This is a genomic window from Rhizobium leguminosarum bv. viciae USDA 2370, from assembly GCF_002008365.1.
GTDB classification, from domain to species: domain Bacteria; phylum Pseudomonadota; class Alphaproteobacteria; order Rhizobiales; family Rhizobiaceae; genus Rhizobium; species Rhizobium leguminosarum.
Genome location: NZ_MRDL01000059.1, coordinates 190,985 through 212,725, shown reverse-complemented (window position 1 = coordinate 212,725; position 21,741 = coordinate 190,985). Strand labels below are relative to the sequence as shown.

Annotated in this window: 21 protein-coding genes; 15 read left to right on the top strand and 6 right to left on the bottom strand. The window is 60.1% G+C overall.

The window, feature by feature from the left end; genetic code table 11:
- Nucleotides 1-2 precede the first annotated feature (2 nt).
- Nucleotides 3-221 (bottom strand): MbtH family protein, encoded by a 219-nt coding sequence (locus tag BS629_RS35120; protein ID WP_018071314.1) that lies wholly within the window; start codon nt 219-221, stop codon nt 3-5.
- Between the two features lie 193 nt (nt 222-414).
- On the opposite strand from BS629_RS35120, the gene BS629_RS35115 reads away from it, so the two are divergent.
- The 3 genes from BS629_RS35115 to BS629_RS35105 are packed head-to-tail and all read left to right on the top strand — an operon-like array spanning nt 415 to nt 4,020.
- Nucleotides 415-1,404: a GNAT family N-acetyltransferase gene (locus tag BS629_RS35115; protein WP_018245558.1), complete on the top strand. Its 990-nt coding sequence runs from the start codon at nt 415-417 to the stop codon at nt 1,402-1,404.
- Entirely contained in the window at nt 1,401-2,822 is a 1,422-nt protein-coding gene (locus tag BS629_RS35110; protein ID WP_018245557.1) for an MATE family efflux transporter, read from the top strand. The genes BS629_RS35115 and BS629_RS35110 overlap by 4 nt, the downstream gene beginning before the upstream one ends.
- Before the next feature lie 10 nt (nt 2,823-2,832).
- Nucleotides 2,833-4,020, top strand: coding sequence for a PLP-dependent transferase (locus tag BS629_RS35105; RefSeq protein WP_026188683.1), 1,188 nt, complete (start codon nt 2,833-2,835; stop codon nt 4,018-4,020).
- On the opposite strand, the gene BS629_RS35100 is transcribed toward BS629_RS35105, so the two are convergent.
- Complete coding sequence (locus tag BS629_RS35100) at nt 3,911-4,570, bottom strand: sigma-70 family RNA polymerase sigma factor (RefSeq protein ID WP_028733456.1); 660 nt, start codon at nt 4,568-4,570, stop codon at nt 3,911-3,913. The genes BS629_RS35105 and BS629_RS35100 overlap by 110 nt on opposite strands.
- 163 nt (nt 4,571-4,733) lie before the next feature.
- On the opposite strand from BS629_RS35100, the gene BS629_RS35095 reads away from it, so the two are divergent.
- Complete coding sequence (locus BS629_RS35095) at nt 4,734-5,225, top strand: GNAT family N-acetyltransferase (protein ID WP_018245554.1); 492 nt, start codon at nt 4,734-4,736, stop codon at nt 5,223-5,225.
- A 121-nt stretch (nt 5,226-5,346) separates the two neighbouring features.
- On the opposite strand, the gene fhuF is transcribed toward BS629_RS35095, so the two are convergent.
- The 3 genes from fhuF to BS629_RS35080 form a co-directional block, all read right to left on the bottom strand.
- Entirely contained in the window at nt 5,347-6,135 is a 789-nt protein-coding gene (gene fhuF / locus BS629_RS35090; protein ID WP_018245553.1) for a siderophore-iron reductase FhuF, read from the bottom strand.
- Nucleotides 6,136-6,138: 3 nt separating this feature from the next.
- A complete protein-coding gene (locus BS629_RS35085) occupies nt 6,139-8,319 on the bottom strand; it encodes a TonB-dependent siderophore receptor (RefSeq protein ID WP_018245552.1) in 2,181 nt (726 codons plus the stop codon).
- A gap of 439 nt (nt 8,320-8,758) precedes the next feature.
- Nucleotides 8,759-9,334 (bottom strand): TetR/AcrR family transcriptional regulator, encoded by a 576-nt coding sequence (locus tag BS629_RS35080; protein ID WP_018516829.1) that lies wholly within the window; start codon nt 9,332-9,334, stop codon nt 8,759-8,761.
- Nucleotides 9,335-9,438: 104 nt separating this feature from the next.
- Between BS629_RS35080 and BS629_RS35075 the strand changes: the two genes are divergently transcribed.
- Together BS629_RS35075 and BS629_RS35070 are read left to right on the top strand one after the other, a co-directional pair.
- Complete coding sequence (locus tag BS629_RS35075; RefSeq protein ID WP_018245550.1) at nt 9,439-10,125, top strand: glutathione S-transferase family protein; 687 nt, start codon at nt 9,439-9,441, stop codon at nt 10,123-10,125.
- A 91-nt stretch (nt 10,126-10,216) separates the two neighbouring features.
- Nucleotides 10,217-11,188: an alpha/beta fold hydrolase gene (locus BS629_RS35070; protein ID WP_018245549.1), complete on the top strand. Its 972-nt coding sequence runs from the start codon at nt 10,217-10,219 to the stop codon at nt 11,186-11,188.
- Between the two features lie 77 nt (nt 11,189-11,265).
- On the opposite strand, the gene BS629_RS35065 is transcribed toward BS629_RS35070, so the two are convergent.
- Nucleotides 11,266-11,670 (bottom strand): hypothetical protein, encoded by a 405-nt coding sequence (locus BS629_RS35065; RefSeq protein WP_018245548.1) that lies wholly within the window; start codon nt 11,668-11,670, stop codon nt 11,266-11,268.
- 200 nt (nt 11,671-11,870) lie between these two features.
- On the opposite strand from BS629_RS35065, the gene BS629_RS35060 reads away from it, so the two are divergent.
- The 9 genes from BS629_RS35060 (at nt 11,871) to BS629_RS35025 (ending at nt 21,709) form a co-directional block, all read left to right on the top strand.
- Entirely contained in the window at nt 11,871-12,296 is a 426-nt protein-coding gene (locus BS629_RS35060; RefSeq protein WP_018245547.1) for a MarR family winged helix-turn-helix transcriptional regulator, read from the top strand.
- Nucleotides 12,297-12,363: 67 nt separating this feature from the next.
- Entirely contained in the window at nt 12,364-13,257 is an 894-nt protein-coding gene (locus BS629_RS35055) for an NmrA family NAD(P)-binding protein (protein WP_018245546.1), read from the top strand.
- Nucleotides 13,258-13,650: 393 nt separating this feature from the next.
- Entirely contained in the window at nt 13,651-14,679 is a 1,029-nt protein-coding gene (locus BS629_RS35050; protein WP_018245545.1) for a ketopantoate reductase family protein, read from the top strand.
- Between the two features lie 51 nt (nt 14,680-14,730).
- Nucleotides 14,731-15,300: a TetR/AcrR family transcriptional regulator gene (locus BS629_RS35045; protein ID WP_018245544.1), complete on the top strand. Its 570-nt coding sequence runs from the start codon at nt 14,731-14,733 to the stop codon at nt 15,298-15,300.
- A gap of 12 nt (nt 15,301-15,312) precedes the next feature.
- Nucleotides 15,313-15,915 carry a 2-hydroxychromene-2-carboxylate isomerase gene (locus tag BS629_RS35040; protein WP_018245543.1) on the top strand — a complete coding sequence of 201 codons (603 nt, stop codon included), beginning with the start codon at nt 15,313-15,315 and terminating at the stop codon, nt 15,913-15,915.
- Between the two features lie 79 nt (nt 15,916-15,994).
- Complete coding sequence (locus BS629_RS40270) at nt 15,995-16,120, top strand: rhodanese-like domain-containing protein (RefSeq protein WP_018245542.1); 126 nt, start codon at nt 15,995-15,997, stop codon at nt 16,118-16,120.
- Entirely contained in the window at nt 16,117-17,511 is a 1,395-nt protein-coding gene (locus tag BS629_RS35035) for an FAD-binding oxidoreductase (RefSeq protein WP_018245541.1), read from the top strand. The genes BS629_RS40270 and BS629_RS35035 overlap by 4 nt, the downstream gene beginning before the upstream one ends.
- A gap of 30 nt (nt 17,512-17,541) precedes the next feature.
- A complete protein-coding gene (locus BS629_RS35030; RefSeq protein ID WP_026188681.1) occupies nt 17,542-19,875 on the top strand; it encodes a molybdopterin guanine dinucleotide-containing S/N-oxide reductase in 2,334 nt (777 codons plus the stop codon).
- 184 nt (nt 19,876-20,059) lie between these two features.
- Nucleotides 20,060-21,709 (top strand): ABC transporter substrate-binding protein, encoded by a 1,650-nt coding sequence (locus BS629_RS35025; protein ID WP_027690916.1) that lies wholly within the window; start codon nt 20,060-20,062, stop codon nt 21,707-21,709.
- Nucleotides 21,710-21,741 lie beyond the last annotated feature (32 nt).

Genomic DNA, 21,741 nt, shown 5'->3' with positions numbered 1-21,741 from the left:
TTTCAGAGACGCGCGTCGCCGGCGATTGCCGAGCGCAAAGAGAGAGGGCGCGGGTCCGCCCAGACGTCACGGATATGCGCCAGGCATTGCTGGCGCGAACCGGCAAAGCCCGCCGGCTCCCAGCCCAAGGGAATCCGCTTGTCCTGCGGCCAGACCGAGTAGCGACGCTCGGTGTCGATGACGGCGATCCAAAGATCGTCGTGAGGCTCAAGATTATCCATTCGCAGCTCCTGCGGTGATGATGGTCATGCGCAAGTGACGGATCCGGCAGGCTGCAGTTTAGAAAATTGATGAGAATTTTTTTCTTCGCTTATCCCTAAATCCGGCCGGAGATGGATCGTCATTCTACCAAATCGACGCAGGAGCTTTCTTCATGCTCGCAGCGCTAAAAGCCCGACCGGCAAGGAGAACATCATGGATTTCGACGCCGCCAAACAAAGGCGCGCTTTGCAGTCGCGCAGCTACATCAGCCTTGCACCCAATCTCATTCACCTCAAGACCGCCTACGGCCACCACGAAGCCGCATTCGAGGTCGAGGCCGGCATAGCGTCGGTGACCTTCTATCATGGGGATCCGGTGCAATCGCCGGAGCTTCTGATGGCGGCCGCCGAAGCGGTGACGGCACAAGATCGCTCGATTACATCAGTCGTCTTCGAAGGGCATCAGACAAGCCTTCCCAGACACATTGCCGGCACAGGCGGAAGGCTCGATTCGGCGATCCTATGGCAATGGCCATCGCTCTGGCTGCCGCAGCTGTCCTATCCGCTGCCGCCCGTGCAGGAGATGACCGCGGGCCGGTATCATCCGCGCCGACCTGCAAAGCCGAAGGGCACGGTCTACCAGCGTTTCATCCCCTGGCTGGAACGGGAAATAGCCTTCACCGTGGCCGATGCCGAGACCGATCTTGCAGCATTTCATCGCTGGATGAACGACGAACAGGTCAACACGATCTGGGAGGATGCAGGCTCGATCGGCAAACATCGGGAGATCCTGGAGGAGAGGATCGCCGATCCGCATGTCCTGCCGCTGATCGGCAGTTTCGCGGATATCCCTTTCGGCTATTTCGAAGTCTACTGGGCAAAGGAGAACCGTCTCGGTCCCTTTTACGACGCCGACGACTATGATCGTGGATGGCATGTGGCGATCGGCGAGCCCGATTATCGCGGCAAGAAATGGATCAGCGCATGGCTTCCTTCGCTGATGCATTTCATCTTCCTCGACGATCCGCGCACGAAGCGCATTGTCGGCGAGCCGCGCGCCAGTCACGAGCAGCAGATCCGCAACCTCGACCGCTCGGGTTTTGCCAAGGTCAAGCATTTCGATTTTCCGCACAAGCGGGCGCTCCTCGTCATGCTCGGCCGCGAGCGCTTCTTCGGTGATCGTCTCTGGGTGCCCGCGTCATGAACGACATGAGCGACGCAAGCGGCAGCTTCCGGAGACGGCAGCGCCTCGCACCGGAGGACCTTGCCAGTCCTCAGCTTTTCAGGCTGCTGCTTCGGCTTGGACTGCCGGCGATGTTCGGCCTGTCGATCAACGCCGCCCATCACACGATCAACATGATCTTCATCGGAATGATCGGTGAAGATCAGATCGCGGCGATCATGATCGTCCTGCCGGTCCTCATGCTCGTCGCGGCCTTCGGCGAAGGGATCGGCGTCGGTGTCGCAACCGAGGTCGGGCGGACGCTCGGAGCCGGCAACCGATCCCGGGCTGGCGCCATTGCCTCCGTCAGCCTTGCTGCCGGCGTCGTCTTCGGCGCGGCAAGCGCCATCGCAATCCTCGCATTTCCAGATTTGCTGCTGTTCGGCGCCACGCCTGCCCTTCAGCCGCTCGCGCAGCAATATCTGATGATGATTGCGGTCTCGGTGCCGCTGACGATGGCGCAGATCATTCTCGATTTCCTGGCGATCGCAGAGGGCAATGCCCGCTTCAGCATGTGGACGCTGGTCGCCTGTTTTGCGCTGAACATGATCCTCGATCCGATCATGATCTTTGGCTTCGGCTTCGGCCTGCAGGGCGTTGCGATCGCAACCATCCTGTCCCAACTGGTGGCACTTTGCATTTATGCTGCTTACCACGCGAGGCGGCTTGGGACGGTCCGGCTGGCGTTTGGCTGGCAGTGGAGAGATATCGGTTATCTCAGGCCTGTCCTTGCAGTGGGCGCGCCGACGACACTCACCAGTCTCGCGACCGCAGGCGCGATTGCGGCAATGGTGTCGCTCGCCGGCACCTATCACGGAGAAGCCGGCATCGCTGGCGTCGGGATTGCCTTGCGGCTGCTGGCGGTGGGAACGCTCCCGGTCATCGGTATTTCACTCGGGGCCCAGTCGATCCTGAGTTTTGCCTGGGGTCGAGGCGATACGGCCCGAGTGCTGTCGGCCGCCCGCATCCTGACAGCGGTCACAACTGCGGTGAGTGGCACTTACGGGGTGGCCGCGCTCGCCTTCTCCGAAGAGCTTGCCTCGTTTTTCACCGACGATGCGACGGTGATCGGGATCGCGGCGCAAGCGATCGTCGCAACCCACCTTCCGCTTCTGCTGTTCGGCCTGCGGCAAACGGTGCTGATCCTCTTCCAGGCTCAGGGCAGAGCGAAAGCGGCCGTTGCCATCGGTCTGGCGCAGAATGGCTATCTTCTGTTTCCGCTGCTGGCTCTCCTGCCGCCGTTCTTCGGTTTTTCAGGCTTGCTGGCCGCAATGTTCCTGGCCTCTGCCCTGACCGGCCTGCTGTCGGCCGTCTGCCTGATGAGGACGCTACGCGCGCTCCGGCAGCGCTCTGCCGACCATCTGACCTCCATCCGTCCATATCCCAGCTTTTGTCCATGAGAGGATGACCATGAACCAGTCGATCAACCCGCACGACCTTGGCGCCCATGCGGCCGCTGACGATCTCTTTACGCCTGTCGATCCGGCGGCATTCAACGCCGTGTCTCCGCCGATCTTCCAAACGTCGCTGTTCACCTACGACAGTTACGAGGCGATGGAGGATGTTTTCGCCGGCCGCACGCGCAACTACATCTATTCGCGTGGTGACAATCCGACGGTTCGTGAATTCGAACTCCTGGTCGCCCGCCTCGAGGGCGCAGAGGATGGACGGGCTTTCTCGAGCGGAACGGCCGCCATTACTTCGACAATTCTCAGTCTCGTTGAGGCCGGAGACCGGGTCGTTGCGGTTCGCCATCTCTACAACGATGTCTACCGCCTTCTGGTGAAGCTGCTCGGCAGGCTCGGCGTCGCGGTGGACTTTGTCGATCCCGCCGACCACGACGAGGTCCGCAAGGCTCTGTCGGGCGCCAAGCTGCTCTATCTTGAAAACCCCACATCCTTCGTCTTCGAGCTTCAGGACATTGCGGCGCTGTCGGCCATGGCAAAGGAGGCCGGTGTTACGACAATCATCGACAATTCCTGGGCAACGCCGCTCTTTCAAAAACCGATCCAGCATGGCGTCGATATCGTCATTCACGCCGCCTCGAAATATCTCGGCGGTCACAGCGATACGGTGGCCGGCGTCGTCGTCGGCTCGAAGGAGGCCATCGCCAGGATCAATTCAATATCCTACCCCTATGTCGGCGCCAAACTGTCACCGTTCGAGGCCTGGCTGCTGCTGCGCGGCATGCGCACGCTGCGTGTCCGTCTCAAGGAGCACGAGCGCAGCGGGCTTTTGTTGGCCGGGCGGCTGAAGGAGCATTCTGCGATCGCACGCGTTCGTCACCCGGCATTCCAGGAACATCCCGGACGGGCAACGCTCACGGGTTATGCCGGGCTGTTCGCCTTCGACCTCTATCCCGATATCGATGTCGCACGTTTTGTGAATAGCCTTCGCGACATCCGCCTCGGTGTCAGCTGGGGGGGACCCGAAACGCTGGTGGTCCCCGCCAAGGTCGCGTTGCAGATCCCCGACCGGATGACCTCCTTCATCCGGTTCGGTGTGAGCGAGCAGACGGTTCGGTTCGCCGTTGGTCTGGAAGAGCCGGAACTGTTGTGGAGTGATTTGCAGCAGGCGCTGTACGCCGCGAAACGGTAGGGTCCTGGCGGTGCGCATGGTCGGGGCGGGAAGCAGGCTCAGTAATTGCCAGATGGCAATGCTCCTCTGCCGCCTTGATCATGAAGTTGACGAGGGTCCTTGAGACGCCGAGTTCGGCTGCAATATCCTTCTGCGGCACGCCGTTAAGGCGATGGCGAATGAAGGCATCGTTGGTTCGCTTCGGCAACGCCTCGAGCGAGGCAAGCACGTTGCGCAAAGTCTCGGCGGCGACAAGCTGGTCGAGCACGGTGGGGATGGGAGCCGTGATCTCCTGAACCTGGTCGATCGACCTATAGTTGTTCATCTGCTGACGTCGCCGGCGGCTTTCGTCGAGTGCGAGATTATAGACCATCCGGAAGGCGTAACCGATCGGGCAACGAATGCCGTCAGTTTTGACCCCATAGGCTTTAATGACTCCATCCTGAAATATATCCTCGGAATATGACTTTGATTTGACAACGCTTTCAATCGTTTTGAGGAGTTTTTCCTTGTTTTCGATCATGGCGTTGACCACGGCATTTCCGTTCACATCACGATGCAATGTGTGCATTGTCCTGTACCCTTTTTACAAATGGAAAATCAGGCTCTGTCGTTGCTGGTCGATGCGGTCTTGGCGTTCCTTTTTCGAGGAAAGTACACGATTTGATTGCAGTGTCTATTTTAAGGTGATAACAAGAGTCAAGTTTAAATCGACCTGATGAAAGCGAGAAAAAATGGGAAGGACAGTGGAGATCGTGACGGGCAAGGCGGAGCTCTGCCGATCGATCATGGGGGCTTTGCCCGACTGGTTTTCAGAACCTGAGGTCATCGAAGCGAGCGCTCAGGCGATCGAAGACCTACTGGTGTTCGGCTATGTCGAAGCCGACGTCGTGACTGCGTTGATGGCCTTGAAGCCGCACCCGCCCGGCGCCGTCGAGATCGCGCTGATTGCGACACGACCCGAACATCACGGTCGCGGCGCCGGACGCCATCTCATCGATGCGGCCGAACGTTTCGGCCATGAATCGGGTGCCCGACTGCTGACCGTAAAGACTCTCGCCCCGCGCGACCGCGACGAACCGCAGTTCGAGGCGACGCGGCGCTTCTATGACCGGAACGGCTTTGTGCGGGCCGAGGTCTTTGCAAAGCTTTGGCACGAGGATCATCCATGCCTGTTCATGGTAAAGCCGCTCGCCGACGTTGAGGCAGGTGAAGCCGTGTTTTGAGGCGACAGGACTTTCTGCCTGGCGCGTTGGCAATGAGCAGCGCGGTACATCGGAGCGGCCCTTCTAGTCATCGCCGACTGCCATCCATCGTCTCTTCAGGACCTTGGCGAGCCGCTAGGAGCTAATGGCGCCCGTCCGGCAGCGGACAGGCTTCGCCGCAGCCGCCCACGCCCGGCAGATTGTAGCGCAGGCAGCAGACTTTTCGGCGAGCGAACTCGAGGCCGCATTGCTGTCGTGCAATGCGGATCATGCCGAACATCGGATTGCGCCCGCCGCATGGCCATACAGCTTCTTCGAGCAGCGCCAGGCCGCCTTCGACAAGGGCGGGCTCGTGACGATGGGCGATCTCCTTGAGAATCCAGGAGAGATATGCCGCGACATTGTTCCAGAGAAGCTTCGGAGCGACGCCGGCATTGACGGCGATCGCCGCGATCACCGGTTCGGCGTGGCGGCGCATCAGCCGGTGAAGCTCGCCGGCGGGATCGGTGGTAACGTCTGGTCTTTCGGACATCACGAATGCTTCCGGCTCACCCGTATGCTCGTTGCAGACGAGTGAAAGCCGGTCGATCTCCAACGCCAGCCCAATCCGGTGCACGAACATGTGGAGGCTGGAGGTGATCGTCAGGATGCTGAAATAGTAGAGCGTCCACATGGAGACGATCGCACGACGGTCGCTGCCTGGAAACTTTTGCGCATATCGGCCAATGATTTCGTCAAAGATTGCCCGGTCGCAAAGATCCCTGCAGGGAATGACGATGCCTGTCTGCGGTGGAGAACTGAGCAGCTTGCCGCGGCAATAGGAGAACGGGCCGTCGCCCACCAGGCCGTCGAGGTCGACGGCCTGGTGGGCGACGGGATGATCAGCGATCAACGTCGCGGGCTGGAGCGCTCGGGTCGTCTCCGGCGCCATCTATTACCACCGATACTTCAGGGTCGCCGTCATGTTGCGGCCTTGGCCGAGATAGCAGAAGCCCTCGTTGCACACGGTGTCGCGCTGGTCGGCAATGTTGCGGATATTGAAGGCAGCCGTCAGGCCCTCGTAGTTCTTGTCGATCGCGCCGAAATCATAAGCGGCAGATGCATCGACATAGAAGCTCGACGGGTTCTTCGAGGTATTGGCGGTATCCGTCCAATTCTCGCTGACATAACGGACGCCCGCGCCGACCGACAGGCCGTTGAACGGATTGGTTTCCTGGAAAGTATAGTTGGCCCAGAGGCTTGCGACATGCGCGGGCGTGAAGGCCGGCGTGTTGCCCTCATTGTCGCCTCCGGTCACCTCGGAATGGTTGTAGGTGTAGGCCGCAATGATGTCGAGGCCGTCGGCGATTGCCGCGCGCGCTTCAAGCTCGATGCCCTTTCCCGTCACTTCGCCAAGCGAGTCGTAGGCAAGGGTCAGCGGATTGACCAGCACCGGCTTGTTCTTTTCGACGATGTGATAGGCGACCGCCGACAGCAGGATGTCGGTGCCCGGCGGCTGGTACTTCACGCCGAGTTCGTACTGTTCACCCTCGGTCGGCTCCAGGATCTTGCCGGATGCCGACCGGTTGGTGACCGGGTCGAACGAGGTCGCATAGGAGACGAAGGGTGCAATGCCGTTGTCGAAGAGGTAAAGCGCGCCGGCTTGCCAGGAGAAGGCGTTCTTGTTGACGTCTTCCGAGTCGTTCAACCCGAAGGAGGGATAGGTCGTGTCACGCGTCTGGTTCACCCAGGTCTGGCGACCGCCGAGGTTGAAACGCCAGTTTCCAGCCTCGATCTGGTCAAGGGCGTAAACGCCGACTTGGCGCATATCGGCATCGGCAACGATGAAGTCATAGGCCGGCGTGGCGCCCGAGACACCATAGGTCGGGTTGGCGATATCGAAATCGAAGGCCGAGTTGACGGCGCCGATGCCGTAGCCCCAGTTCGACTGGAGATTGGTGTAGTCGAGGCCGAACAGCATCGTGTGCGCAAGGGGACCCGTATCGAACTTCGCCTCGAGCTGGTTGTCGACCTGGAAGACGTTCATCTCGTCGCGGATCGAACTCGCGTTACGATGAGCGACAGTCCCGGTCCAGCTGGAAACGCCGAGGTAACGAGCTCTGAGATCGAGATGCGAATAGCGCAGGTTCTGGCGGAACGTCAGGCCGTTGTCGAATTCGTGCTCGAACTGATAGCCGATCTGCTGCTGCTTGACCTTCTGGTAGTCGTAGTCGGGATCGCTCTGCCTTATGTCGAGAATTTTGCCGTCGACGGTCGTGATCGCGCCGACATTGGCATCGGTCTCGTCGGACTGCGCCAGGCCGTACAGCGTGAAGGACGTGCCTTCGTCGGGCTTCCAGGTGAAGGACGGCGCCAGGAAATAGCGATCGTCGGCAATATCGAAATTGTTGTCGCCGTGACGGGCAAGGCCGACGATGCGATAGAGGAAATCATCATTTCCTTCGCTGATCGGTCCACCGAAATCGAACATCGCCTGAGCCCGATCCTTGGTGCTGTAGGAGATACCGACTTCGTGGATCGGCTCTTCGGTCGGAAGCTTCGATATCTTGTTGACGAGGCCGCCCGGCGATCCCGAGCCGTAGAGAACGGATACCGGTCCCTTGATCACCTCGACGCGTTGCAGCTGATAGGGATCGGTGCGGAACATGCCGTAATTGATATAGGGCTGGCGCAGGCTGTCCCGATAGTCGCCAACCGTCGTGATGTTGAAGCCGCGAATGAAGATTTGGTCGAAGCGCGGATCGAAGCCGTTCGGTCCTGTCGTCACGCCGGCCGAATAGCGCACGGCCTCGATGATGCTCTGGGCGCCCCGCTGCTCGATTTCCTTCTCGGTGGTCACCGAGACCGAACGCGGCGTCTCGACGAGCGGCGTGTTGATTTTGGTCGCCGCCGAGCTGTTCTTAGCGGCAACGGACGTCCGGTCAGCCTTGCTATCAGAGGCTGCGCCGCCTTGAATGACGATCGGCTCCAGCGCTGTCGCACTGGCATCGGTGGCGCTTTGGGCCGCAGCCGGCGATGCCGCAATGCCGATCAGGACGATCGCTGTCGTGACAAATAGGCTATCTCTATAAATTCGCGATACATTATTAGAAACATTCAAAAAAACACGTGCCATTGCTTGGTCCCTACGCCACGGATGCGGGCGGAACCTATGGAGCGAAATTGGCCTTGTCAACATAAGATGATTATTTTAGTCACCTTTAAATCGATAAATCCACGCCTTCAACACTCCCGAACAGGTTGCACGTAGAATCGAGGCCTCGTAACGTTCTGTGGGGCTGCCAAACAGAGGCAGTTCTGCCGCGCGCGAGACCAAGCGCGCACCGAGACGACGGCCAACCTGCCGGTCTTGACGGGGATGGACCCGACGATCCCGTATTGCTGCTGATTTTGAACCACGCCCGCGCCAGCAGTATCACCTGACTGAGTAGGAGGGGTATTTCGACTGCAGATGCCGCTGAAGTGGCTCGCCGGATAGGTCGGCCGGCGGACTTGCGCAAAACACCATCGCCCTCACTTGAGCAACTGCCACTCCCATTAGAGCCGCCGGCCAATTACGGGAAGAGACCTGTCGCTCGGTAAGCCCGGATCGTCCGGTCATAGATGCCGATGTCCTGGCAGCCCCGCGCGACCAGCTGGGCCCCCTCGATGGCTGCGAAGATCGCCATCGCGTGCTCCTGCAGGTCTTGGTCGCTTGCGGAAGGCTTGGCCCGCGAAAGCACCTTGGATAGCCAACCGACGTTCATAGCGGCGAATTTATCGACCTCGGTCCGAACCTCCGTGGGAAGGTCGTCAAGTTCGGCGCTCATGATTCCGCACAGGCACATGCGATTGTCGTTTGCCAGAGCTGAGCGAAAGATCTCAGTATATCTGTCCATGCACCAGGTCGCGTTTTCGGACGTCGCCAGCAGCTCCGTCAGATAGGCTGCTCCGTCCTCGGTGTAGCGACGCGCCAATGCAGCGCCGAGGGCGCCCTTGGTCGGGAAGTGATAGTGCACGCTGGCACTCTTGATCCCCACTTCTTTCGCGAGCTCACGAAAGCTAAGCGCATTATAACCGTGCGCCTGCACCGTCGCTCTTGCGGCGCTCATGACCGCCTCGCGCATATCCGTTTTGGTTTTGGCCATCATCGATCCTTACCTATCACTCGATAGATAGTTGTTGACGCCGGAAAAGGGAAGGGATAAACGACGACTGCAATCTATCTATCGATAGACAGATAAAGGAGTCTCCCATGAAAATCTTCGATCGCCCCGGGTTTCCCAATCCGGCACGCATCCGCATCGTGCTCGCCGAGAAGGATCTCGAACCGCAGGTCGAGTTTGTTTCCGTCGATCTTATCGGTGCCGAACACAAGCAACCCGCCTTCCTCCAAAAGAACCCCTCGGGCGTGCTGCCGGTGCTCCAGCTCGAGGACGGCACCTACATCGCGGAGGCCACTGCCATCACCGAATACCTCGACAATCTCGACGGCGATCCGCGGCTCACCGGCAAGACGCCAAAGGAAAAGGCCGTCATCCACATGATGCAGAAGCGGGCCGAGACCGAGCTGCTCGATGCGGTCGGCAACTATTTCCACCACGCGACGCCCGGCCTCGGCGCCGAGCTACAAGTGTTCAAGAGCCCGGAATGGGCTGGCCGCCAGGACTGGGGCAACCGCCAGCGCGACAAGGCGCTCGCCGGCATGACATATTTCGACAGATTGTTGCAGGACCAGTCGTTCGTCGCCGGCGATGCATTCTCGATGGCCGACATCACGGTGTTTGCCGGGCTGATGTTTGCCGACGCCGCCGGCATTGCCATCCCTGAAGATCATTCCGCGCTGAAGTCCTGGCGCGCAAAAGTCTCCGAGCTGCCGAGCGTCAAGAATCGCAGCGGCCAGATGTTCGTCGCGGAGGATCTGCGCAGGCTCGGCTTCTGATCCCCGCACCCGGCCTGAACATCGCGCCGATACGTCCAACCACATTACCCACTCGCGCCGCCCAGGCGGCATAATCTCACGGAGTTTCCTCATGTCTACGATCTCAACACCCGACAGCGCTTCCCGGCGCAACCTGCTGAAAGGGGCTGCCATCGCCGGCGTCGGACTGGCGGCGGCCGGTGCCAGTGCGAACTTGGCGGCAGCAAAAACGCCCGCGTCAGTCCATGCCGGGAAGCTCACAGGCGACCGCCTGGTCACGAAAGACGGCACCGACCTCTACTTCAAGGACTGGGGCACCGGTCCGGCCGTGGTGTTTAGCCATGGCTATCCGCTCTCGTCCGACGCCTGGGAGGACCAGATGTTCTTCCTGTTGCAGAACGGCTATCGCGTCATCGCCCATGACCGTCGGGGCTTTGGCCGGTCGAGCCAGCCGTCCGGCGGTTACGACTACGACACCTTCGCCGACGACCTGGCGCAACTGGTCGAAGCGCTCGATCTGCGCGAGGCAACGTTCGTCGGCCACTCGATGGGCGGTGGCGAGGTCGCGCGTTATGTCGCGCGTCACGGCCAGAGCCGCGTCGCCAAGGTCGCCTTCGTCTCCTCGGTGACACCCTTCCTGCTCAAGACCGCGACCAATCCAAACGGAGCGCCAAAGGAGCTGTTCGATACGTTCCGCGCCGCTGTGCAGGCAAACCGGTCGCAGTGGAATCTCGACGTCACCATGCCGTACTACAGCTTCAACCGTCCGGGCTCGCACGTCTCGGAAGGTCTTAGGGAGAGCTACTGGCGTCAGGGACAGGCAACCGGGTTTCTTGCCGCCTATCACGCGCTTGGCGCCTTCTCCGAAACCGATTTCCGCGACGACCTCAAGAAGATCACCGTTCCCGCGCTGGTGGTCCACGGCAGCGACGACCAGATCGTCCCGCTGGAAATCTCCGCGAAACTGACCGCCGGGCTCGTTCCACATGCCAAGCTCATTGTCTACGAAGGCGGCTCCCATGGGCTGCTGCATGTCGACAAGGACCGCTTGAACGCCGACCTGCTGGCGTTCCTTCGCGGCTGATGGCGTGGGAAAGGCCGGGGGCTGGCTGTAGCCCAGCCTCCGGCGCTATTGCATGCGATCGTATGCGAGTCTGGCAATCAGGACGCCGTGATCGCGTTGACCGACGCGTCGTAAAAGAGATCGTCACCAAACTCCTCCCCGACAATGCCGCCCAATCCCGCCGACAGCGACAGCGCAGCGTCCAAAGGCGAAAATGTCATCGTCACGCGCCGAACGAGCCCGGTCTCGTCGCGCTCGATGACACCTACCGCTTCCAGATCGAGGCCGGTGCGAAGTGTTGCCTTGTATTGCAGGAAATGGCGCTGATCGATCGCCCCATAAAAGGTCGGCGTCTGCGAGGCATAGAGCGTGCCGACGGCCTCGACCAGGCGCTTGATATTGTCACGGCCGGAAACCGGACGGCGCAGGACCGTCCCTCTCAGTTCGGCGTCATCGGCAAGATCATCGAGGAATGGGTGCTTTTCTCCGTTGCTGCCCGTCATGACGTTTCTCCGGAAGGCGTGATTTCTGGGGTGGCCGCGTGAGCGCGATCCAAACTCAACATCGACCTTGCGGGATATAGTGTGTAATTGCACGTCAAGCAATGAGGCTTGGAATCGGGATGTGGCGAGCATTCTACTTTGTCCGTCGAACGCCGAGATTCGCGCTTGACACTGTGCAATTGCACATTTAGATGTGCCCCATGCCGACACCCACTGGTCCCCATCTCTGTTACGCCCTCGCCGCCCGCCAGAACGCGCGGCATCTGAGCCGTCTTTACGACAATCATCTGGCGCCTGCCGAACTGTCGGTCTCGCAGTTCTCCATCCTGTCGCTGCTAGAAGCCTACCAGAGCCTCAAGATCACCAGTCTGGCCCATATGCTGAGCATGGAGCGTACGACGCTCGTCCGCGCGCTGAAGCCGCTGCAGGCAGCCGGATGGGTTGTCGCCGGGAGAGCCGACAGCGGCCGCGCCTTCGATGTCACCCTCTCCCCCTCCGGCGTCGCAAAGGTGGCGGAGGCTGTCCCCCTTTGGGAAAACGCCCAGGCCGCGTTTGAGCGGGAGGTCGGACAGGACCGCGCCGTGCGCATGCGCGATGAAATCCTGGAGCTGAACCTCGGCGGGTAGCTCCCCTTTTTACCCAAAACTGTGTAATTACACACTTTATGATGCAGCCAAACACAAGGAGATAGAAATGACTGACAAGTTCCTCGTTACCGGCGCAACCGGTGAGACCGGCCGCTACACCGTCCAACGCCTGCTCGAAAAAGGCCACTCCGTCCGCGCAATGGTCCACAGGCAAGACGAGCGCGCCGACGCGCTTCGCAGTGAAGGCGCCGAGGTCGTAGTTGGCGACCTCTTCGAGCATGACGACGTTATCCGCGCTGCCGCCGGCACCACTGCCGCCTATTTCTGCTATCCGGTCCGTCCCGGCATCATCCAGACGACGGCATATTTCGCCGATGCGGCCAGGCGCGCCGGGCTGAAGGCCGTAATCAACATGTCGCAGATCTCCGCGCGCGAGGACTCCAAGAGCCATGCGGCGCGCGATCACTGGATCGCCGAGCGGATCTTCGACTGGTCGGGCGTTCCCACCATCCACCTGCGGCCGACCTTCTTCTCGCAATGGCTGCTCTACCCGTTTGCACGCAAGACGATCGTCGAGCAGAGCATCATTGATCTGCCTTACGGCGCTGGCCGTCATGCGCCGATCGCCGCCGAGGACCAGGCCCGCCTGATCGCCTCGCTGCTGGCCGATCCGGCCGCCCATATCGGCAAGACCTACACGCTTCATGGGTCGACCGAGCTTGACCAGCCGGGCATCGCCGCGGCCATCAGCGAGGTGCTCGGCCGCAAGATCAGCTACCAGCCGCTGACCATCCCCGCCTATCGCGATCGCCTGGAAAAGTTCGGCCTGCCGGAATTTCTGATCCAGCATTTCTGCGCGATCGCCCTCGATTACCAGAATGGCATCTTCTCGGGCGCCGACAAGATCATCGCCGAAGTGACGGGCGTGCCGCCGATGACCGTTCAGGACTTCGTCACCTCGCACCGGGCCGCCTTCAATACCCTGAACGCGGCGGCGTAAGCCGCTCCGGCGCGGCCCGAGCATCGGCATCACCGGGTCTGAAACGCCGGCTCCGTCCACAAGCTGATGGCGGCGCGATGAATGCGCCGCCCGGCCAACCTTCCAGGAGAAGCAAGTTGAACATCAACCTATCAGGTAAAGTCGCCCTCGTTACCGGATCTACCGAAGGCATTTTCCAGAATTTGCTTCTTATTTGATCCATGGCCGGCGGAGATTAAGGTGGCCGTAAAACGTCCAAATTCCAAACTATTTTCTACGAAATCAGTAGAAAGAGAACGACCTGTCTTTCTTCGGCCCATTTACATGCCTATGTTTCAAACGTGGGCTTGTCGACCTTCTCGCTGACGCCACACGCTAGTCCGCCTTGGTCATAAATCAGATTTGGGAAGAGAGATGACACGATACGTTATCGTGGGGGCAGGCGCGGTTGGTGCGAGCCTCGCTGCGCAGTTCGAACTTTCCGGCATCACATATGCGCTCGTCGGACGTGGCGCACAGATCGGCCATATAAAGAGGTATGGTTTGAGCTACCAACGTCCCTCTGGCAAGCGACAGATCGGGCTTAACGCTTTCGACCTCAGCGACCCGCCCAAATTGACCCTCGATGATATCCTGATGTTGACGGTCAAAACTCAGGACGCGGCAAGCTCCCTGGCCTCCTGGTCATGGCGTCCTGTGTCGGATTCGGGAGGTGCAACGGCTGCCAGTCTCCCCGTCGTCACCTTTCAAAATGGCTTGGCGACAGAAGCGATTGCGCTCAGAACTTTCGCCAGGGTTTACGGAGCTAGTATTCTGACGCCAGCACGGTTTACCGAAACCGGCTCCGTTGCAGTGGCGGGTGATCCGCAGGTCGGCGTGGTCACCATAGGGCGTTTCCCGTCGGGTTCTGATGAAACAGCCGAGCAGATTGCGGCGGACCTCACCCGCGCTAATTATCTGGCCGAAACCAGCAATGATATCCGCCGTTGGAAATCAGCCAAACTTCTTCACAACGTCAGAAACGTCTTGGAATTGTTCGTTGGGGCCGAGGATCTCCGCGTCTCCATCGCCGAGGCGCTGGTCAATGAAGCTCGCCAGGCTCTCGAGGCTGCCGGTTATAACCTCGCCTCACCCTCTGAACGGACCACAGATCTTTCAGGGTGGCGTATAGCTCAGGACAGTGGCATCCATCCCGGTCAACAATCGACCTGGCAGAGTTTTACCAGAGGCGCTTCGAGTGAAGTCGATTTTCTCAACGGCGAAATCGTCTTGCTGGGTCGTTTCCACAATATTCCGACACCCTACAATGAGGTTGTCCAGAATCTTGCTGGCAGATTGGAGCATCAAGGCGGCTTCACCAAAGCACTGGCGCTTGACGCGATTCAATCACTTGTCGACAGGCCCTATCGGGCGAGCAACACCGATCTCGCCGCAACGAACTGATTGTCGCCGTCTAATTGTTCAACGATGCAACCACCAACCTGAAGCGATCCAATGAGAGAACCCATATCAGATCAGATCCTCGCCGCAGCCGGCGGGCTATTTTACAGCGAAGGTATTCGGGCTGTTGGGATAGATCGCATTATCGAAGAAGCGAAAGTTGCAAAGGCAACGCTATATCGACACTTCCCGTCCAAGGATCATCTTGTTGCGGCCTATCTCCAGGATCGCCACGAACGTGTTGTTCGCTCCTTGCGGGAGGCCTTGGACGCGACGGCTGCTCCGAGAGACCAGGTGAGAGTTATTTTCGAGCGCCTGTATGAAAAGGCCGACAGCCCGGAGTTCCGGGGCTGCGCATTTGCTCTTGCGGTGGCCGAGCATGGCGACTCAAAACGCGTCGTGTCCGTCGCCCGAACGCATAAGAAGGCCGTGAGCGACATCTTCCGTGCCATTATCTCCAAAGCCGAATTAGGGCCCGACCAGACGGCTGCTCATCTATCGCTTCTCTATGAAGGCGCGCTTGCGACGGTGGCAGTCGGACGTGATCCAACAGCGGTTCTCGTCGCCCGAGACTGCGCACTTTCTGTATTCGACGCCGCAATCCTACGCGACCGGACATCTTGAGAGCACTATAATATGACAAAGATCATCGACTATTTCTTCGGCATTGGCTCGCCATGGGCTTTCATCGGTCTGGACGCGTTCGCGGCACTGGCTTCCGAACAAAACGCTACGATCCGCCCCTATGTCATCCCCCTGATTGAGGATAACGGCGCCATCTATTCTCGTAACCGGCCGGAGGCCCGTCGAGCTTATTGGACGAAGGATCTCAAGCGTTGGGCGGCCGTCCGGGGCAAAACGCTGAACTTCGAAAATCGCGCGGCCTTGTCGGATCCAACGCCGGCGGGTTTCATGATCCTTGCCGCCATCGATGCGGGCAAAGACTGGCTCAAGCTGACGAAAGCGCTGCAGGAGGCCTTCTGGTTGCGCGGAGAAAATATCGGTGACGCACAGGTGCGTCGCGCAATCGCGGATGCCGCGGGCTTCGATGGCGCAGCGCTGGATGAGCGTGCCCAGAGCGACGCCGTGTTATCGATATGGAAGGCCAATTACAAGACCGCCAAGGACGCCGGTGTGTTTGGGCTGCCGACATTCCGTTATGAGGACGAGCTTTACTGGGGGCAGGACAGCCTGCCCTTCCTCGAACGTCATCTCAAGGGCGCAAAACTGGTCGCCTGATCCTGTCGTAAAGTCGAGGTGCGCGCCCGCGCGAACGCAGCCGGGCCGCAAACCTCAGATCGCAATTCCGGGGTTTCTCATGTCTCTTTGCTCGCCGGGTTCCCTGGTCTTCACCGAATGGCTGGCGGCGCATCTCGATCATCCTGGCCACGTCATTCTTGACGGCTCTTTCACGACACCGATGTCGCGCGGAGCGGACAAGTGATCGCGCCCTCCCCTGCTGTTATCGAGGCGCTATACGACCGTTTCGGTGACCGCTTCTCCACATCGCAGCCCTTGCGGGAGCAGCATGGCCGCGGTGAATCCCACCACATCGCCGCGATTCCGGAGGCAATCGTCTTTGCGGAAAACACGGAGGACGTAGCGGAAACCGTGCGGCTCTGCGCGGCCGAAGGCGTGCCGGTCATCGCATTCGGCGCCGGTACCTCCCTCGAGGGCCATCTGAGCGCGGTACGGGGTGGTGTTTCCATCGATCTCTCCCGCATGTCGCAGATCGTCCGCATCAGCGCCGAGGATTTGGATTGCACGGTTGAGGCCGGCGTGACCCGCGAGCAGTTGAACGCTCATCTGCGTGACATGGGCCTGTTCTTCCCGATCGATCCGGGCGCCAATGCCTCGATCGGCGGTATGGCATCGACCCGCGCATCAGGCACGAATGCCGTGCGCTACGGAACCATGCGCGAAAACGTCTTGTCTCTAACCGTCGTTCTGCCGAGCGGTCAGATCATCCGAACCGGTGGGCGGGCACGAAAGTCGTCGGCCGGATACGATCTGACGCGGCTCTTCGTGGGCTCCGAAGGGACCCTCGGCATCATCACCGAGGTGACGCTTCGGCTTTATGGCATTCCGGAAACGACCTCGGCCGCGCTTTGCTCGTTCGAGAATGTCGAACAGGCGGTTGCTGCGGCCATCGCAGTCGTGCAGCTCGGCATTCCGGTCGCGCGGATGGAGTTGATGGACCGTGGTCTGATCGAAGCCGTCAATGCTTATTCGAACCTGTCCTTGAAGATCGAGGACACACTGGCCTTCGAGTTCCACGGCTCTCCGGCCAGCGTGCAGGAACAGGTCGAGATGGTCGCCGGCATCGTCGGGGACAACGGTGGCAAGGACTTCGAATGGGCCAATACGCCGGAAGAACGCAACCGCCTGTGGAAGGCGCGTCACAATGCGTTTTATGCCGTCGTATCCCAGCGTGCGAATGCCAAGGGCTGGTCTTCCGACGTCTGCGTGCCGGTATCGCAGCTCAGTGCCTGCATTCTCGACACGCGCGAACTGCTGCGTAGCTGCAGCGTGCCGGCCGCCATTCTCGGCCATGTCGGCGACGGCAACTACCATGTTGTCTTCGCCGTCGATCCGACGAGCCAGGCAGAACTCGACGAGGTCGCCGCCATCAACAAGAAGATGGTGGAATACGCGATTTCGGTCGATGGCACATCGACGGGCGAACATGGGGTGGGCACAGGCAAGATCAAATATTTGCGTCAGGAACACGGAGATGCCGTGGATCTCATGGCGGTCATCAAAAATGCCATCGATCCGAAGGGCATCATGAATCCCGGCAAAATCCTTCCGAACGATGTTTCGCCAGCAGTCTGATAACGGCTTGATTGCCGAGGGCACTGTCAAATGAATAGCTTCAAGACCCACAGTTCCCATTGGGGGGCGTTTTCAGGCCGATACGAAAACGGAGGTCTTGAGGTCCGGCCTCATCCGGGCGATCCGCATCCGTCGCCATTGCTGGGCAACATTCCGGCGATCGCCCATAGCCCTATGCGCATCAGGCGGCCGGCGATCAGGCGCGGCTGGCTCGAAGGCGCGCCGGGTCACGCGCAGAATCGCGGGGCCGACGACTATGTCGAGGTCAGTTGGCCGCGCGCAGCCGACTTCGTCGCAAAAGAGCTGCAGCGCGTTTACGGAAACTTTGGCCCGGAAGCCGTGTTCGGAGGATCCTACGGATGGGCTAGTGCCGGACGGTTCCATCATGCACAAAGCCAGATCCACCGGTTTCTCAACGTGCTGGGTGGTTACGTCGGTTCCGTCAACACCTACAGCTCCGGTGCGGCAATGGTCATCCTCCCGCACGTGTTGGGACCATACGATCATTTCGACCGCAAGAGCGTCACCTGGGATGCCATCGAACGGAGCAGCGAGCTGGTCGTCGCCTTTGGCGGGATGGCGATCAAGAACACCGATGTGCATGGCGGCGGCATCAGCGCGCATATCGTGCCGCGGACGCTGAACGGCGCGCACGCGCGAGGTGCGCGTTTTGTCCTCGTCAGCCCCCTGAAAGACGATTTTCCTCCTGAGGTGAATGCCGAATGGCTGCCCATCTTACCTGGCACCGACATCGCGCTGATGCTCGGCCTCGCGCATGTGCTCGTCAGCGAGGGATTGCACGACCGCCAATTTCTCGACCGATATACGGTCGGCTATGAACGTTTTGAAGACTACCTGCTTGGCCGGATCGATGGTGTCGAAAAAAGCCCGGATTGGGCGTCCCACATTTGCGGCATCGGCGTCGATGCCATAAAGACCCTCGCGCTTTCCATGGCGCGCGCCAGGACGTTGATCACCGTCAGCCATTCCCTGCAACGTGCCGACCATGGCGAGCAGCCGGTCTGGATGGGCATCGTGCTCGCCGCAATGCTCGGGCAGATTGGGCTGGATGGCGGCGGCTATTCCTATTCCCTTGGTGCGTTGGGCAACATCGGCAAACACCAGCTCGCCGTCCCACTGCCGACGCTCAGCCAATTCAAGAATGCCGTGTCGGATTTCATTCCCGTCGCGCGTATCGCCGACATGCTGCTCAATCCGGGCCACGAGTACAACTACAACGGCCACGCGATGCGTTATCCCGATATCCGCCTCGTCTATTGGGCGGGAGGCAACCCGTTCCATCACCATCAGGATCTCAACAGGCTGCGGGCGGCATTCAAGAAACCGGAGACCATCATCGTGCATGAGACGGCCTGGACGTCGTCTGCGCGCCACGCCGATATCGTGCTGCCGGCGACGACCACGCTCGAGCGTGACGATATCGGGGCGGCGGACCGCGATCCGCTGATGGTCGCCATGAAGAAGCTGATCGAGCCGGTCGGCGAAGCACGGGACGATTATGAAATCTTCTCTGAGATCGCGCGCCGTCTCGGCAAATTCGAAGAGTTCACCGAAAACCGGACCAGCCGGGAATGGCTAACCTTCCTTTTCGAAACAACGCGCAAGGCGCTCGTAGCCGGTGGACACGAAGCTCCCGACTTCGAGACGTTCTGGGAACGCGGAGAGATGCGCCTGCCGCTCAAACCCGACGATGGCGGACCGGCGCGTGCCTTTCGCCATGATCCGTTTGCATCTCCACTTCAAACGCCATCCGGGAAGATCGAGATCTTTTCGCAGAGGATCGAAAGCTTCGGTTACGATGATTGCCGCGGCCATCCGCGATGGTATCCGCCAAGGGCGGAGGCGGAGGACGATAAAAGCCGCTTCCCGCTCCACCTGGTCTGCAACCAGCCGCATCAGCGGCTGCATAGCCAGCTGGACTATGGCGATTTCAGCCGCTCCACCAAGATAAAGGGGCGGGAACCGGTTCGTATAAACCCGGCTGACGCGGCCGAACGCGGCATTTCCGATGGCGACATTGTGAGGCTGTTCAACGCCCGCGGCAGTTGCCTTGCAGCCGCGGTGATCAGCGAGGACGTCCGAAAGAGCGTGATGCAGCTTGCAACGGGTGCGTGGTTCGAACCCGACAATGCGGCCTCCGACAAATCGATGTGCGTTCACGGCAACCCGAACATCCTCACCCGTGATGTCGGAACCTCGCAATTGGCCCAGGGCTCGACCGGACAGCTTACCAGGGTGGACGCAGAGCGGTTCGTCGGCGAACTGCCTCCGGTGCGGATATTCGAGGGGATGACGTTCTTTGACGAGGCTGAGAGGTCCAGCACGAGGGCCGGCAACCAGTAGATCGGCGTCACCAACCACGGCGAAGGATGCACTGAGCCCGGAAAAGCTGATCCTCACACACCCAGAAACCGAACAAAATAATCCATAAAATTAGTAGAAAAAGAACAACTGGTCTTTCTCCCTCCTGTTGCCCTGCTTAGGCTATGCGTCGTGATCTACTTGGCAAACAATACAGGACCGCATTATGATCGAACGCTCTTCCCCGTTCTCCCTTTCCCGGCGTCTGCTGATCGCCACCTCTGCGTTGGCAATCGCCGCCTTGGTGGTAACGGCTGAGTTCAATCCGGCTCTGAGTGCCGATAGCCCACACAACGGCGGTGACATCACCTTCCTGATCGACTCGCTGGGTGATACCTGGATCCCGAACAACAGCGCCATTTCCAGCTTCCAGGGCCACATCTGGGGCCATGTGACCGATAAGCTCCTTTACGTAGATGCTGACGGCAAGGTCAGCCCCTGGATCGCCGAACGCTGGGAGCAGAACGACAAGGCCACCGAGTTCACCCTGCACCTGAAGAGCGGCGTCACTTTCTCCGACGGCACCGCGCTCGATGCGTCGGCCGTCGTCGCCAATCTCGACATCTGGTACGCCGGCCGCAAGAGCGAAGGCATCAACCCGATTGGTCTCTTCCCGAAGACCTATGACCACGCCGAGGCGGTGGACGCGACCACAGTGAAGGTCTTCTTCAAGGCGCCGACGCTCGGCTTCATCCCGACCCTCGGCTATCACGGCTCGATCCTCATCTCCCCGAAGACCCTCGCTCAGCCCGCAGCCCAGCAGGCCGACCTCAGTAAGACCTCCGGCAGCGGCCCCTACGTGGTCGACTCCTGGAAGGAGGGCGACTTCGTCAAGCTGGTCAAGCGCAAGGACTACAACTGGGGGCCTGCGGCAGTCGGTCATACTGGTCCGGCCTATCTCGACACGATCACCTACAAGCTGGTGTCCGAGCCCTCGCTGCGCGTGGCCGCTGTCCAGTCCGGCCAGGCCGACGTCGCCTACAACGCCTCGCCGCAGGAGCTGGAGTCTTTGAAGGCAGAGGGCTTCACCACCGCGACACCGCGCTATCTCGGCTTCGTGAATGGTTGGGCAATCAACACCAAGCTTGCACCATATGACGACGTGAAAGTCCGCCAGGCCCTGCAGGCCGGCATCAACCGCCAGGAGATCATCGACACCGTCTACACACCCGACTGGAAGCTCGCGACGTCCTTCATCCAGAGCAACGTGCCGGGAGCGACCGATCAAAGTGCGCTTTTGGCCTACAACCCCGACAAGGCCGAGAAGCTTCTCGACGAGGCGGGTTGGGTCAAGGGCGCAGACGGCATCCGCACCAAGAACGGCCAGCCGCTCGTGCTGACGCTGCATTCCAACCCCTACCTCGCAACCTCGAAATCGGTCGACGAACTCATCGCCCAGCAACTCGGCAAGATCGGCTGGAAAGTCGCTATCCGTGCCTACGATGTCGTCACCTTCGGCCAAAAGGTCAAATACGGCGGTCCGGCCGTGCCGGCCTATGAGGTGACGCGCAGCTTCATCGACGCCGGCACCGTCGCCAGTATCCTGACGAACGCCAACAACGGCGAGAACTGGTTCGCCCTCGACGAGAGCGACAAGACGCTCAACGAACTCCGCGACAAGATCGCCAGCGCCGGTTCCATCGAAGGCCGCAAACCGCTCCTCGACGAACTGCAGAAGTACATTCTCGATCAGGGCTACTTCATCCCGCGCACGCAAATCGTCCAGCGGATCTACGTCCAATCCCCGAAGCTCAAGGGCGAAGTCTATAACGGCGTCGCCTATGCCAGCTACTACACGGCCTCGAAAAGCGAATAACCCGCAATTCAACCGAGCAACGTAAGAAGGTG